At 45.5% G+C, this 15,261-nt stretch carries 9 protein-coding genes; 2 read left to right on the plus strand and 7 right to left on the minus strand.

Features of this window, described 5'->3' with window-relative positions:
* Window positions 1–284 precede the first annotated feature (284 nt).
* Complete coding sequence (locus B147_RS0115115) at window positions 285–566, plus strand: PD-(D/E)XK nuclease domain-containing protein (RefSeq protein ID WP_020588039.1); 282 nt, start codon at window positions 285–287, stop codon at window positions 564–566.
* Between the two features lie 45 nt (window positions 567–611).
* Here B147_RS0115115 and B147_RS0115120 read toward each other — a convergent pair whose 3' ends face one another.
* The 3 genes from B147_RS0115120 to B147_RS0115130 form a co-directional block, all read right to left on the minus strand.
* A complete protein-coding gene (locus B147_RS0115120) occupies window positions 612–4,022 on the minus strand; it encodes an ABC transporter permease (RefSeq protein ID WP_020588040.1) in 3,411 nt (1,136 codons plus the stop codon).
* A complete protein-coding gene (locus B147_RS0115125) occupies window positions 4,019–4,900 on the minus strand; it encodes an ATP-binding cassette domain-containing protein (RefSeq protein ID WP_020588041.1) in 882 nt (293 codons plus the stop codon). Before B147_RS0115125 ends, B147_RS0115120 begins: the two co-directional genes overlap by 4 nt.
* A 90-nt stretch (window positions 4,901–4,990) precedes the next feature.
* Window positions 4,991–7,033, minus strand: a complete 2,043-nt coding sequence (locus B147_RS0115130; protein ID WP_020588042.1) for a TonB-dependent receptor — start codon at window positions 7,031–7,033, stop codon at window positions 4,991–4,993.
* Window positions 7,034–7,402: 369 nt separating this feature from the next.
* Between B147_RS0115130 and B147_RS30410 the strand changes: the two genes are divergently transcribed.
* On the plus strand, window positions 7,403–8,239 hold the full coding sequence (locus B147_RS30410; RefSeq protein WP_157237904.1) for a helix-turn-helix transcriptional regulator: 837 nt from the start codon (window positions 7,403–7,405) through the stop codon (window positions 8,237–8,239).
* 491 nt (window positions 8,240–8,730) lie between these two features.
* Here the strand turns inward: B147_RS30410 and B147_RS0115145 are convergent, their stop codons facing one another.
* The 4 genes from B147_RS0115145 to B147_RS0115160 form a co-directional block, all read right to left on the minus strand.
* Complete coding sequence (locus B147_RS0115145; protein WP_020588045.1) at window positions 8,731–9,384, minus strand: hypothetical protein; 654 nt, start codon at window positions 9,382–9,384, stop codon at window positions 8,731–8,733.
* Window positions 9,385–9,720: 336 nt separating this feature from the next.
* Complete coding sequence (locus tag B147_RS0115150) at window positions 9,721–10,740, minus strand: methyltransferase (RefSeq protein ID WP_020588046.1); 1,020 nt, start codon at window positions 10,738–10,740, stop codon at window positions 9,721–9,723.
* 47 nt (window positions 10,741–10,787) lie between these two features.
* Window positions 10,788–12,788, minus strand: coding sequence for a TonB-dependent receptor (locus tag B147_RS0115155; RefSeq protein WP_020588047.1), 2,001 nt, complete (start codon window positions 12,786–12,788; stop codon window positions 10,788–10,790).
* A gap of 287 nt (window positions 12,789–13,075) precedes the next feature.
* Window positions 13,076–15,151 (minus strand): TonB-dependent receptor, encoded by a 2,076-nt coding sequence (locus B147_RS0115160; RefSeq protein ID WP_020588048.1) that lies wholly within the window; start codon window positions 15,149–15,151, stop codon window positions 13,076–13,078.
* Window positions 15,152–15,261: the final 110 nt, after the last annotated feature.

Here is a 15,261-nt window from a genome sequence, read left to right on the forward strand (position 1 = left end):
CATTTTGCTGAATGTACTTCCGGATTGTTTTACGGTCTATGCCGGTATTTCTGCTTATTTCACGCTGACTGACATTCTGGTTGAGCAAGGTGGTCATTGCTGCTCGTTTTTCTGGTTTCAAAACGTTCATCCTTTCCAACTCCCATGTATGCATTGATCAAGTGATACATGAGACGTTAAACGTTCTGTCGCCTTTTTCCCTAAATTTTTTGATTATCAGCGATTACAACAGATTTTGCTGACGTTTAGGTGGGGGATTTTGGGGTGGCCACAAGTGGGGGAGTTTGGGTGGCCATCCGGGGGACGTGACGGCCGAGGATACCACCACCAGCCACGGCCGCATAGACATGACGGTAAAAATAGATAACAGGGCCTATATATTTGAATTCAAGGTGGTGGATATAGACAAGACACCGGGAACGGCCCTGGAACAGATAAAACAAAAAAAATATGCCGAAAAATACAGGGCCGGCATGGCCGAAATTTACCTGATCGGTGTGGAATTCAACCGTGATGAGCGCAATATTGTAACCTTTGAATGGGAGCAACTGCAGGCGTGCCACTAAACCGTCAACGGATAATAGAAATTTATTAGCAAATAGTCAAGGTAATCAATCAGTTAAGATAGCTTGCTTGGACACTTTGGCAGTGTGTCTCCAAACATTATCTTTCGGTGTCCGCTCAACACTGGGCCAGCTATCCAGCACGACAAAATCCTGCGCATTGCTTACTTCTGCGAACTTTTGCAAATCAAGCAGCTGTGTCTCCTGTTCCACGAGCTGTAAAACCTCCCGGGGCGGTTCGATCAACTGCCAGCCCTTGTCATGCCATTGCCAGCGCTGAGCCTTTATTTGCACCTGCTGTTTGTCATCTGCACGTAATGCAATATCTGCAACCACAGGCATACCCAGTAAACGCTCGGCCGTTTGTTGTCCTGCCAGTGCTGTCAACGCCTCAGGCAAAGGTTCGTCATTTTGAAGCCGTTTGAGCAGTGCCTTGATCAAAGCGGCTGTTTGTTCAGAACCTTGTCCGGCGGCCCAGTTCAGTGTGCTTAGTGCTGTATAAGGCTTAGTCCATTCGGTCTTACCGGCATCGGCTACCCTGCTGACCGGTGCTTCCAGTCCTTTATTCAGTGCTTCGGACAGTTCTTTCGATTGCCAGTTTTGCTCGGCAAGCCATGCCTGCTGACCGTCGCTGCGTCGCAGGCATTCCATACCGACCCAGCCCGATACCCCGGAGAGCAGCCACTCGGCACCCGGCTCGGCACGCAGGTCAGCAGCTTGAAGCAATACATGCCGGCTAAGAGCCGAGGCTATGGCCGCGCGCCGACGTTTGCGTCCCGGGCCTTTGCCATTGATGTCCCAGCCGAGGTTTTCCGGCAGCCAGAGCAGCTCACCATGCAGTGCTGGTTCCCCCAATTCGCGGGGTACCTGGACAACATAACGAACATCTGGGACCTGCCCCAGTAAATCGCCGACGCTTTGCGCCATAAGCTGCAGATCCTCCAGGATATCTTTAGCGGCTTGCCCGTATCCATGCCCATGCCAAGCCTGGACACCGTCTTGTGTAGTCTGTTCCGGCGTCTTAGACAGCCAGATCATGGCAAAGTCCAAGGGGCCGGTCAATGAACCGGAAGTCTGTGTGCTGACACCTTCAGCGTCAATCTCTACACGCCAACGCCAAGACCCTCCCGGCGCGACGGCCTCGGCCGATTGCATGGCATGTCGGGGCAGATTGTCTGGGAACTTGGGTAAACCAAACTGCGCTCTATCGGCAGGTATGCGCAGGCGACGATCCGGATCAAGCCCCAATGTCGGTAAAACATCAGCGGCACGCAGCCAGACACCCGAGGGGAGTAGCCAGGACTGTACTTTATCCACCGGCCAATCCTGCAGCGCGGCCGTCAACATCAGCTGCACATCACACCCCTGAGCCGAGCAGCCATCCAGTGGCAGGGTGAAATGGTCATAGGCCGTATCCGGGACGACCGCCTTACCTTCAACTACCGCAGAACTAATACTGACACCGTGTGGCAGACTGCCGTGCAAAAGCCCATTAGCAGCCCGGACGTCATTCAATGTCCACTGCGCCGTCACCGTCCGTTCGGGTGGGTTTACCTGAATGCGGACTTCACCGCCTTGCAATGAATAGGCGCCCCCCTTTTTCCACCACTGCTGTTCCCAGGCAGCGTCTTCGGCCATCTCTGCATCCAGGGACTGATACTCGCCGTGAACCACCAATTTTTGATACAGCACTAGAGCGGGTATCATAATCAACAAGAACCCGACAATACCCAGCGGAGCAACACTGCGGATGCGAGAGCATGCCATATGCCGGCGCTTGGCAAAACCCGTATCCACCCCGCGTTGCCAGCTAAGCCAAGCCAATGAAGCCAAAAGAGTGACGACACCGAGTTTTAGTAAACCGGTGACTATAAGACTATCTATCCATGGTTGCCAACCGCTCAAGGCTGACAGACTCATGCCCATAGCTATACCGACCTGCGCCGGCGGATAGGTGACCAGACCTGCCTCCATATTCATTATCGCGATAAAACCAAACAGCATGGAGATACCGTACGCAGCGCCTGCATTGCAAATAAGCGTGTGACTCAGCACGCTTAGGGCACATATCTCCAGCATGGCAGGCATCATCACAAGCAACCGAAATACCAGCGGATCACACCATGAAACAGTCACCCCGCCAATAGCCATGACAATCCATGTGTTGAGCGCTGGAAACAAAGCCAGAACCATCGTCAATAAAAAAGCTGCCAAAATCCGCGCCATTACACGTGTACCAAGTGGTGCGGGTGCGGCATCAAACATCTCTTCAAATCCAGTATGCTTATCACGGCGCATCAGCGTGCCGACAAATCCTGCCACTGCAAACATGATAAGCAAATAGAAAAAAGTCCCGGAAAACGATAGTAAATACTCTACACGCGGTATCATGGGGCCCTGACCATTTTGCAGCACAAACATAATCGAGGTGCTTACACTCATAAGCAGCAAAATACCTAATGCCAGCAGCAGGCCCCTGTTTTGCAAAGAGAGCCGCAAATGCCATAGTGCTTCGCTAAGCAGAGCGCGTATCCACGAGGGCTTACCACTGACAATCACACCAGCCGGGGCAGGTGTCTTTACAACGGATAAGCTCTCTTTGACAGCGTTATCACGCACTGTTTTTTTGTTGTTATCAAGCAGCAGATGTTCACGTTTTAAGCGGCTAAGCAGAATCAGCAGCAGCCCAACAGGCAACAAGACCCACACCAAGCGGTTCATCAAATAGGGCTGCGTCACCTTTATAAGATAATCAACTTTTTCGTTCGGCGCTAAGTCGACAATCTGGCGGGCGACTTCACTGCCCACAGTCGGATTTACCACAGCTGCGATGGTATCGCTGATGTCACCATCGCGAAAGACGATAAGACCTATCATCCAGATCAGCATCAGGAGTGCGGCAACAACGAAAGGTCCTGCTGTTGAGCGTGTCCGCAGTGCGCTAGTGACAAACAAAGCGCCTATCCCCAGGGCAGTAGGCAGCACAAAAAGCAGCAAGCTTAACAACACCGGCAACACTGGCGCAGCACCAACCGCCTCTTGCGGTACCAATTCCAGCCAGACCAGCACTGGTGATAGAAAAAAGCTCAGCGGTATAACCGCACCGAGTAAAAACGCCACAACGGCAGCACCCAGATATCGTGCAAACAGCAGCCTAGGTAAACGGACAGGAGAACTAAGCACATTTTCATCCAGATGCACGTTACGATCCCGCAACACCACTTGCCCAAAAACCCATGCCCAGGCAAAAAACAGAAACATGGACATACCCGTAGAGAATTGATACATGATCGTCGCAGAATTGCGCATGATGCCAAAACCACGCATACCATCGCCATTGGTCAGCACCATCAGCATATAAAACGTTAAGCCGATTGCAGTGATAGTAAACAAGGGCCCGCGCAGACCGGCGCGGATTTCATGACGGAACTCCGCCCAGTAAACGGCAATCCGGTTCATACATCGACCTCCTCGCCGGATGCTTGTAGGGCTACATGGTAGGCATCTTCAAGGCTTGGCTGATGGGACACATACCCCCCCTTTGGTGCACGTTCGCCTTGCATAATAACGCGCAGGCCATTTGGATGAGCCAGAACGCGTAGCGCATCACCGGGTGGTTCCTGATTCTTGGCAATCACACGAGACCACAGACGACCGCGCAACGGTTCGATAAGCTCTGCAGGTGAACCGGTGGCAACAATGCGACCATCGGTTAAAATGGAAAGCCGGCCACACAGGTTTTCCACATCCTCGACAATATGGGTCGAGAGCAGGACGACAGCTTCGGTCGCTACCTCTGCGAGCACACGATGAAACTGGTTGCGCTCCGTCGGGTCCAGTCCCGCGGTGGGCTCATCGACGATCAACAGACGAGGGGAACCGATCAACGACAGGGCAATGCCGAAGCGGCGCAACATACCGCCCGAATACTCGGACACAGCTCTATCCGCAGCCTCAGTCAGGTTGACCTGTTCGAGCAATTGGCTGATTTCGCGGCGGCGCTGCCTTCTATCGGTACGCCCCTTGAGCCAGGCAAAACGCTTCATCAGGCCTCGCCCGCTGACCCCAGGATAAGCGCCAATCTGTTGTGGCAGATAACCGAGTTGCCGACGCAGTTGATCCGGCTCGGCCAACACATCAATGCCGTCGAGCAGAATCTCCCCGGCATCCGGTTGCAGCAGGGTGGCGAGTGTGCGCATCAGGGTGCTCTTGCCCGCACCGTTCGGCCCCAGAAGTCCATACAGGCCGGGGCTGACTTGCAAGTCCACGTCATCAAGTGCCCGCACGCCATTGGTGTATGTTTTTTGCAAACCTTTTACGATCAAACCGTTTGTCATTTTTATTTCCTTAGGGAAAGCAGCTCGGCTTGGCACCGAGCGTGTGCGGCCGGGTGTGACCGCGGGTCTATAGGGAAAATACCTTTTAGCTTAAAAGGAGTATCCTACGCCGATGCCTACAAATCTTCCCTCGCCAAAAGTTACACTGGTTTGAGATGCTCCTGTTAAATAACTTTCATCGGTTATATTTTTGGCATAAGCATAAATATCCCAATCATCAAAGAGATAACCTACTCTTATATTGGCTACGGTATAGGAATTTTCATATACTGTATTGGTTTCATCGAAATACATCTTTCCTTGATTTCTGATATTTAATCTACCGTAAAAGCCATTGGGATTAAAATATGACACGCCGATATTTGCCGTATATGAAGGGGTATCTTGTATTTTCTTATCGTTTAAGTCAGTGCCGTCTGCATTTATGTAATCATCATGTTTTGCTTCTATCAGCCCTAAAGAGGTATCTATCTTCCAATTATCATTTACGGCATATCCAAGCTCTATCTCTATACCCAGCGAATGCGCCGCGCCTGCATTTGATGTAGATCTAACATCTGTGTATGGATCTATACTCCAAACCTGTAAATCTTCTATATCCATATAAAAAATTGCGGCTGAGAAATAGAGGCTGTTATCCAATAAATTCCCTCGAATTCCAAGCTCATAATTGGTAGATTCTTGGGCATCAAAGCTATTTGTCTCCGTTGTTCCAGCGCTTGCGTTGTAATTAAACCCTCCCGCAAGATACCCTCTTGTGATGCTAAAGTAAGTGTTTAGATCGCTGTTTATCTTGTATGAGAGAGCAATTTTTGGCAAAAAAGCATCCCACGTTTTATCCTCATCAAGGGTATAAAGAGGAGCTCCTAAATAAGTTTCCAAATCAATATCTTTTTTAATCCTTTGAAGTCGTCCGCCTAAGGTTAGCTCTAAACTATCATCTAAAAAAGGGATAACTACTTGTCCAAAGGCAGCCATTGTGTCACTTTCGATCTCAGAAATTGCGTCATAATTCATAGCAGTTCTTGTTGCAACTATAATGTCATTTTCTTCGTTTTCATAATATAACCCCGCAACCCATCTCAACCTGTCACTATTACTTGAAAGTCTAAACTCTTGGGCAATATTTTTTGTTTCAAATTCCATGAAATAATGGAAGCCGTCTTTTGCAGTACCATAAGAACCATCAGAATCATAATATGCACTAGGTTCTGTTTTTTTGTGTGTTGTCAAAGAAGAAAATGTTATATCACCGAAATCATAATCTATATGAAGTGCCTGAGCATCAGATTTTCTCTTTCTATATGTATCTTGATCATAGAGGGCATCTTTGAAATCATCTCTTTCATAGCTGTGAATATCTGTACCTGAAGGAATGATTCCACCCTCTCGACCATATCTTGTATCGCTCTCTTCAGAAGCATTGAATTTTATGCTTAAATCATCAGTTGGGTTGTATATCAGCTTTGCATTAACAAGATACCTCTCTTCTTCATTTGCATTGTCTCCTCTGCTGCCGGGATAGTGGTTTGTAACCCATCCATCACTCTGAGAATAGACACCATTTACTCCTAAATAGAGCTTATTGTTAATCAGCGGTCCGCTTATATCAAAAACGGCCTCTTGATAATTATCCGTACCATACTCGGCTTTTACACTTCCTTCTACTATATTAGAAGGCTCTTTTGTGACGATATTGATAACTCCTCCCATAGAGTCTTTCCCATAGATTGACCCTTGTGGACCTCTTAGCACCTCGACTCTTAGGATGTTTGATATGGTTTTATCAAATCCCCACATGTGAGTATAAGGAACGCCATCTACATAGATTGTCATTGGGCTTGTATTGGTAAACGCAGAGTAATTTAGACCTCTAAAGTTTACTGTTCCAGTTGAGCTGAGATTTGGAATGTATTCTATTAATTCGCTAACATCCTTTATCCCTCTTTCTTCAATCTCTACATCCGTCATAACTGTAATGCTTTGCGGTATATCTTTGATATCCTCTTCCATTTTATTTGCCGTTACCGTTACGCTGTCTAAATCTAAAGTTTGCGTATCTTGCGCATAAAGAAGATTTCCCAAAAGTAAGGATGTAACAATAGATAAACTTATCCTTTTTAATTTGTTCATAGCCTTGCCCTTTTTTAGTTATTTTTTTGTAGTCACGGCAAACTTATAATAGAATAAAATATTTTTTAATATCACCTAAAAACATTTTTACATCACTTGGCTACAGAAAATCACCTTGACTAAACAATTAATAAAATAATAAGATAACTTTGGCTTGGATAACAAACTTTAAAGATAAAAAGATGCCCTTATATGGAAAGACGCGGACCTCTCATTATTTCAGCTCAGAATTATTATGAACCATGCCTTAATCCAAATACTTTTTTAGAAAAAAAAGACGGGTATGAAATATTCTATAATTGGTCCAACAACTTAAACGGCCTCAGCAAGGGCTTTGTATATCAACTTAAGTGTCAGCCTGGTTTGATTTTGGCAATCTCAAAGCAGTATCCGTCCACCGCTTTTAGCATTTCTTTTGAAGAAGAAGAGGAAACAAATTTTGTTCGTCTTCTTTTTTTTCTTGGTGAAGGGTCTCATCTCCAGCACCATATCCAAGAGCAAAAAACCACTTATTGCTCAAATCATGGGTATTTAACCTATGCACATAGCTTAAAGAGCGAACTGATCCATTGCCCTGCAAAACCCTTTTGTGTCATTGGGCTTTTAATGGAGCCGTGGTTTATAAAACGTTTTTCCCAAGGCGTAGCAGGGGAATTCGCTCGAACGATAGAAGGCATGTTGGCTATCCAAAAACAAGGTGAATTTTTTTGCTGCCCTGTGTTCATGAATCCTTCCATCAATATTTGTATTCATGAAATCCTCGGATGTACTTACATTGATGCCCGCAGGTATCTCTTTTTAGGAAGTAAAGCCCTGGAACTGATGAGGTTCGGTTTTGATCAACTCAATCCTGATAAGGGGCAGGACACCTCCTGCTTTAACTTGACAACCGATTCCCCGGATTTCGTCCTCAAAGCCAGAGACATAATGATTTCCGATATTAAAAATCCTCCCTCCCTTACAGATCTTTCCAGGAAGGTGGGGGTGAACAGAACAACGTTAAGCCAGAGCTTTCGTAAGGTTTATGGCGTTACTATCTTTGACTTTCTTCGCACGTTCAGGCTGGAAGAATCCAAGCGTCTGCTGCAATCCGGGAACAAAAGTGTGACACAAGTTGCTTATGACGTGGGGTACGCCCAGCAAAGGACGTTCTCCAAAGAATTTAAAAAGTATTTTGGCAATACACCAAGCCATTATTTGGATTGAACTTTTAATTTTTTCGAACATTTTTTCCTGGCTTCGATTAGATACCAATAATACGGATCAAGAACGACGGTAGCCGAATAAAAACGGCAATCCAGGGCATACCTGTTTTGTCCCGGCCGGATCATGATCTGCCTGACGGCCTTAAAATTCCCTGATTCATAAGCCATTCCAACCAATAGGGGAGCAGAAAAACTTCTTTCCATCGTCCCTCTTTCAACCCCGGATTCCATTTTGGCGGCAGAAATGGTCAGTGCAAGTTTCCCGTCCTTTATCTGTGCATTATCCAGGGACAGCCTGTATTGAATGTGCTGTTCCGGTCAATATGACCGGAACCATAATTTTAATGGAATGCCATTAGAAAACAAAAAACCGAAAGACTCTGCGACAAATCGTCTTTGTATGAAGAAAAACTTTGCCGCAGAGTTTTGGGGGTAAATCAAAAGCCTTTGCTTTTTCCACTTATGCCGTGATCCATCATCCCTTTTTTCGTCTTACTGGTTTATTGTCTTCTCCAACGGCGGCAGCATTTTTGCCTGCAACTTTGCTGTTTTGTTGATCATCCGCGCCATAACTTTGGCTTCATCGGTTGTTTCCGGCTGATAAGCAGTGGGCCACCACGACTGCACCGAAGGATCGGTCGCCAAGTAATCAAAATTTTCATTGCCATACCTGAAATGGGCGTGCCTTAGAGAGTCCTCTCCATGCCCGTGAAACGGAAGAAAAATAAAATATTTAAATCCGCCCTGGATCATTTCTTCTGAATCGGTTTTAAAAATCTGCCAGGTGACGTCATATTTCCCAGCTTTTGTACTGAGGCTGCCGACATAGACATAATCCCCGGTAAGCTTGTTGTCGATGATGATCGTATTTTCATCCACAACGTTCAGGGATTTAAATTTCAGGGCATGCATGTCGTAAATATAGTCTTTTACCATTTCTTTTGTATACCCTTTGGGTGCGTGTTCCGTCACTTTCTCAAAAAACTTTTCTCCGGCATCACTGTCGTAAAGTTTGACAATGGATGCATTGTTTCCTTTCCATGGCGAGAGGTCGGTGATGCTCTCCTTTTCCTTATCTGCGGCAAATACTGTGCTGGAAAAAACGGATACAATCAAAAACAGGGAAATGGCCAATTTCTTTCTCATTTTAGATCTCCTTAAGGATAAATTAAAAAAGTTAACATTTATAATATGGAATAAATAATCTCGCTGCCTGCAGCGATTCCTTCAAGCAGGTTGTTCCCGGCAATAAAAAATTCAATCTGCCCGATCTATTTTGTATTTCAACTTCAATACTTAGCCAAATCAAACTTATAATAAAATACAACCTTTTTTTACACCACCCAAAAACATTTTCACGTCACTTTGCTACAAAAAAAAATCTTGATTCACAATTAATAGTTAGCTACGGCTTGTTTTTAAGTCGAGAATTACTAATTAATATAAAAACCTAATGGACAACTGACCTTTCACGCTCACGGCTCAAAGTGCTTTCCTGGCAATATCCAGCTCCATAGGCATCATGGCGGTCCTTACGGTCTCACTTTCCACGGATGAAAAACCAACGCGACGCATGGCTTCGGCTATTTCGCCACGGTTAAACATCAGGTCCGGGCCTGAAAACATCCAGGACATGCATCCCAATACATATGCCTTGGGACGGGTACGTTCATGTGTTAACCCATCCGCCAGGCTGACAAAGACGCCTCCCGGTTTCAGGGCATGATGGATTTTCTCAAGCATGGATTTCAGGTCAAAACGGACGAAATTAAGTGTTGCACTGGCCCAAATCAGATCGTAATTTTCACCGATGGGATCTTTGATATAATCGCCTGCCATGGTTGTTATCCGGTCTGCCATTTCGTACTCGGCAATGAATTCCTCAGCCACTTTAACCACTGCGGGCCGGTCAAAGATCACCCCGTGCATACTAGCGTGTTCGGCCACAATGGCAATGCAGTGAAGGCCCGGGCCGCCACCGAGGTCCAGCATTTTCTTAAAGGATGAAAATCCTTTAATTTGCGAAACTCTGGTCGCCATTTGCTGGGCGGTTCCACCCCGTTCGTAGTTGGCCATGGACCGGGCATAGGCTTCCCAGACAGTTTCATCACTTATATCCACAGAATTTTCACGGGGTCCGAAGCGCACAATATGGCCCATATCTCCAAGAACGGCTTGGGACATTTTATTCATCATGGAAAAGCCTTCGCCCTGATAGGCCGGACTCTGGCTGTGCAATACTGCCTGGGTATCGGGCTGATTGCCGTAACAGCCATTTTTTTTATCCAGCAGGCTTAACGCGGCCAGGCCGTCAAGCAAATACTGCGTATACACGGGATGGGTTTTCAACCTGGTCGCCACCGTTTCAGCGGATTGCGGTGTTGACAGACAATCGAAAATTTTCAGTTCAATGGCGGTAATAAGTAACTGGGTTCTCGTATAGCCATTAATGATGTCGTAAAGGTGATCTATTCGTGTATTCAAATCAGGTAATTTTTTCATGTTGAATTCCTTTATCTACATTGTTCCTTCCGGGTCCACTTCATGTCTTAAAATCGGTAGGTAAGCTTTACGCCTAGTTCACGGGGATCGCTGTATGTCATATAAGTTTCTCCTTCACTTGAGTAATCTTCATCAAAGATGTTCTTACCATAGAGATAAACATCCCAGTTTTCAGCTTCATACCCAATTTTGGCATTAATTAGTTGATAAGCATCTCTTTCATATGTATTTGTTCTTTCTAAATAAGTTTTTCCAACACCAATCAAATCAACTCCGATATAAAGGCCGTTCCCGGTTCGATATTGGCCACCTATGGCAAATGTATATTCAGGGACATTAGGCGCTTTATTATCGCTATAGTCGCCTGAGTCGTCCTGATATTCATCAAATTTTATATTCGTATAGCCAACGTTTGCCGTCATGGTGAATTGAGATGTGATTTTTACCTGTATTTCAAGTTCAGCGCCATAGGAGACTGCAGTAGCAGCATTGGTTATGTACGTCCATGGATCGATTGTCTCTGTCACCTGCATGTCATCTATATCCATGTAAAATAGTGCACTGTTTACGATTAATCTGTTCTCAAAAAGTTGACTTTTAAATCCTATTTCATAGGACCACAGCTCTTCGCTATCATAGCTGTCATATTCCGAATCTGTACTCATCGCATTGAAACCACCTGATCGGAAGCCTTTCGCAACCGTGGCGTACCCCATGACCTGTCCCGTTATGGCATAATCCACACTGAATTTAGGTGCAAAGTCATCCCAGGTATCATCAAAGGAGTTTCCGGAAGTATAATCTTGCATGTCTTTGTCCTGTATTTCATAACGAAGACCGCCAGTCACGCCAAGTTTGGGAGTTAATGCGTAACGAAGTTGCCCAAAAAGGGCGTAGGCTTCGCCCCCAAGTTCCCTATTTCTTGTCATAGAAGCCATTGTAACGTCAGTTGTATCCTCGTCTTTATCATAATAGATACCGGCAACCCAACTCATCTTCTCCGTATTTGATGATAACCTCAGTTCCTGAGCAATTTTGTCGTATTCGTTATTATTCGATGCAGGCCATAATGCAACGGGATTAAAATCATAATCAATATCAAACTCAGTTTTAGAAAAGCGGTGGGAGGTGATTGAAGTTACATTTAATGTATCATTAAAATCGTAACTAACTTTTAAGGCTTGACTGTTGGTGTATGATTCCTCTTTGGTGTCAAGGTCAGAATATACTTCCCGGTCACCGGAAGCCGTCAGTCCCAAAGCGGCGGCACCATTTTTACTCAACCCCATGGTGTTGCCATCATTGTCATATTCGAGCTGGGAAAAAATTAAGCTAATATCAAGGTCGTCTATCGGCGTCCATTTAAGTTGGCCTTTTCCATACCAATGTGCTTCATCGTTTGCCTCATCACCTGTGTACCCATTTCTAATGAAACCTTCTTTGTCGTAATATTGGCCTGACAATCCAAAGAAGAGCTTATCCTGAGCAATCGGTCCGCTCAGGCTAAAAGCAATTTCTTTTTTATAATCCTCTCCACCATCAACCGAGATTTTTCCACGATAAGTATTATCTGGTTGGCGGGTAATAATATTGATAACACCTACTTCGGCACTTTTTCCGTACAAGGTTCCTTGGGGACCACGTAACACTTCTACCCGCTCAATATTCTGCAATGTATCTTCATACCCAGCAAAAGTTAAAACTGGAATTCCGTCAATGAACATGGCGGTTGAAACACTTTTTGTTCCTAATTCAGCGGACATCCCCCTCATAACAGGTCTTGCCGAACCTGAAACGCCTTGAGCGTTGATTACCAGATTGGGAACGTAATCGGTCAACTCGCTAATAGAAGAGATATTCTTGTCATCAAGTATCAATTCATCAAAAGCTGTGATGCTCATTGGAACGTCCTGGATATTTTCTTCCTGCTTATTTGCAGTTACAGTGATGGAATCCAACGATATTTTCGATTGTTCACTCTCTGCTATGGATTGATTTATGGCAATCAAGATCGAAATAACTACGATGGCTGATTGAAAAATTTTCATTTTCTTTCTCCTTAAGCTTAAGCGCAATAGCTCCACCCACAAAAACAATTCCGGCAAACTTATAATAAAAACAAGCTTTAGATAGGGAGATAATACATTATTAGGAGATGTACTGGTAATTGGCTCTTTTTAATTGACCCGATCGTCTTTTTTTGTTCCAAAATTCAATATGTTTAGACCTTATTTGTTAAGAATTTTCACTGGCAGGTGTCAGCAGGACGGAGATTGAATATTTTTTTCATATCTCCTCCTCGCTTTGTATTTTGATATTTAAGTTTTTTGAAAATCTAGATGCGGAAAGTCACCTGGAAGCCCACCTCTCCCGGATCGCTATAGATGGTGTAATACCCCCCATAGTACCCATAAGAATCGTATTCCTCGTCAAAAATATTCTTGCCGTAGAGATAGATATCAAACTGCGCCGTCTCATATCCGATTTTGGCGTTGACTATTTGATAGGCATCCCGTTTATATTCGTTGGCTTTGTCAAAGTACATTTCACCATAACCAATCAAATCCGCCCGGGCATAAAAGCCGTTTTCCCAACGGTATTGGGCGCCGATATTAAACGTATACTCAGGACTGTAGGTACTTTTGTTTCCCTGGTAATCTCCGGCAGTATCCTTGAAATCATCAAATTCAATGTCGGTATAGCCGAAACCGGCGGTTATGGTCAGGCCGGCGGTTATTTTGCCCATTAACTCCAATTCAACCCCCTTACCGGTTGCTTCGGCTGCGTTGGTTACATAAGATTGAAGGGATGAAACCTTTTCCGACACCTGCATATCGGAAATATCCATCAAGTAAATGCTGGCGTTGACAATCAATCTGTTATTTAAAAAGGTATTTTTCACGCCGATTTCATAGGACCATAATTCCTCTTCATCGAAGGTGTAATATTGCGAATCTGTGGCCTGAAAATTAAATCCGCCGGCGCGGTATCCTTTGGATACGTTTAGGTACGTCATGGTTCCCGGCAAAGGACGGTATTCCAAGGCAAGCTTGGGACTTATGGCCTCCCATGAATCATCGGCATCCTTTGCGTTGATATGATCTTGAAAGTCCTTTTCTGTTGTCTCGTAGCGCAAACCGCCGACAAGGCTGAACCGTTGGGACAGCGGATAGGTCAGATTGGTAAAAACAGCATACGTATTTCCATCAATATCCCTGTCAGTAACACTGATCATGCTCCCATAATCCGTCTTAAAGTCATAATTTACCTCCTCCTTATCACCGTAGACGCCTGCAATCCACTTCACGCCGCCATTGTCATAGCTCAAGCGCAGTTCCTGGGACAATGTAGAGAATTGGTTGTCTTTATCCGTATGCGTTAAGGTTGCGCTGGTGAAATCAAAATCATTGGTAGCCTTGTCATCATAGACTCTTCTCGAGGTAACTGACGTCAATTCAAACGCATCGTTGATTTCATAATTAATTTTAAGGGATTGGGATTGTTCCGAACCATTGTTTTCCGACTTTAAATTGGAAGAGACCTTACGGTACTCGGGCGCAGGCAACTGGTATGCCGACGCCCCATATTCTCCCAGGTTCATATGGGTCCCGCCTCCGTGGTATTCAAGTTGTGATGCAATAAAAGAGATATCCAATTGATCTGTCGGGGTCCAGCGCAGATGTGCCCTGCCAAACCAGTGTTCTCTATCATCAGGCGCCTCCCCGGTTTCCGTATTTTCGATGATACCGTCTTTCTGGCAGAACTTTCCGGCAATCCCAATAAAAAATTTATCTGTTTGAATGGGACCGCTAAAGTTGATGGTATACGTTTGCGTTAAGCGGTCATCGTTCTCGGAAGAGAGCCATGTGCCAATATCGGCAGACAGGCTCCCTCTGAAGTCGTTGTCCGGTTGCCGGGTAATGATATTGATTACACCGGCTTCCGTGTTTTTCCCATACAAGGTGCCTTGGGGCCCCCTGAGCACCTCCACCCGTTCAATATCAAGAAATGTATTCTCAAATCCAAGAATTGACTGGATCGGTACACCGTCTATAAAAAGTCCGGTGGAAAGCGTCATCGTTTCAAAGGGGGCATGAATGCCTCTCATGGAGGGTGTATTCATGCCGGCCCCGCCTTCGTTAAACACCATTAAACTGGGGACAAGATCAGCCAGATCCGACAAGGATTCAATTTTTGCGTCCTCAACTCCCTGGGCTGAGAATGCGGTGATCCCCATGGATACGTCCTGGATGTTTTCCTCCTGCTTTTGGGCGGTGACGGTTATGGTCTCCAGCGTTTTCGAAATTTTAGACTGATTTTTAAGCGTTTGTCCGGCCATGGCCGGGAGATGGGCTGAACACAACAGAATTGCCGTTCCTACAATGATCATTGGTTTGACAAACAGATTCATTTCACCTTCCTTTTTCGTATGTATTATCGCTTTTTCATCTGAAGGGCATAGTCACGAATGCTCCGGCACATGGCCCTCTTTGTAGATTGGCATATATTACATTTATAGGA

Origin of the sequence: Desulfobacter curvatus DSM 3379 (assembly GCF_000373985.1) — a bacterium.
GTDB lineage: Bacteria > Desulfobacterota > Desulfobacteria > Desulfobacterales > Desulfobacteraceae > Desulfobacter > Desulfobacter curvatus.

Bases quoted from the DNA above. Each gene is read 5' to 3' on its own strand.
- B147_RS0115120 (WP_020588040.1), bottom strand. From the start codon at position 4,022: ATGAACCGGATTGCCGTTTACTGGGCGGAGTTCCGTCATGAAATCCGC.
- B147_RS0115125 (WP_020588041.1), bottom strand. From the start codon at position 4,900: ATGACAAACGGTTTGATCGTAAAAGGTTTGCAAAAAACATACACCAAT.
- B147_RS0115155 (WP_020588047.1), bottom strand. From the start codon at position 12,788: ATGAAAATTTTTCAATCAGCCATCGTAGTTATTTCGATCTTGATTGCC.
- B147_RS0115160 (WP_020588048.1), bottom strand. From the start codon at position 15,151: ATGAATCTGTTTGTCAAACCAATGATCATTGTAGGAACGGCAATTCTG.
- B147_RS0115145 (WP_020588045.1), bottom strand. From the start codon at position 9,384: ATGAGAAAGAAATTGGCCATTTCCCTGTTTTTGATTGTATCCGTTTTT.
- B147_RS0115150 (WP_020588046.1), bottom strand. From the start codon at position 10,740: ATGAAAAAATTACCTGATTTGAATACACGAATAGATCACCTTTACGAC.
- B147_RS0115130 (WP_020588042.1), bottom strand. From the start codon at position 7,033: ATGAACAAATTAAAAAGGATAAGTTTATCTATTGTTACATCCTTACTT.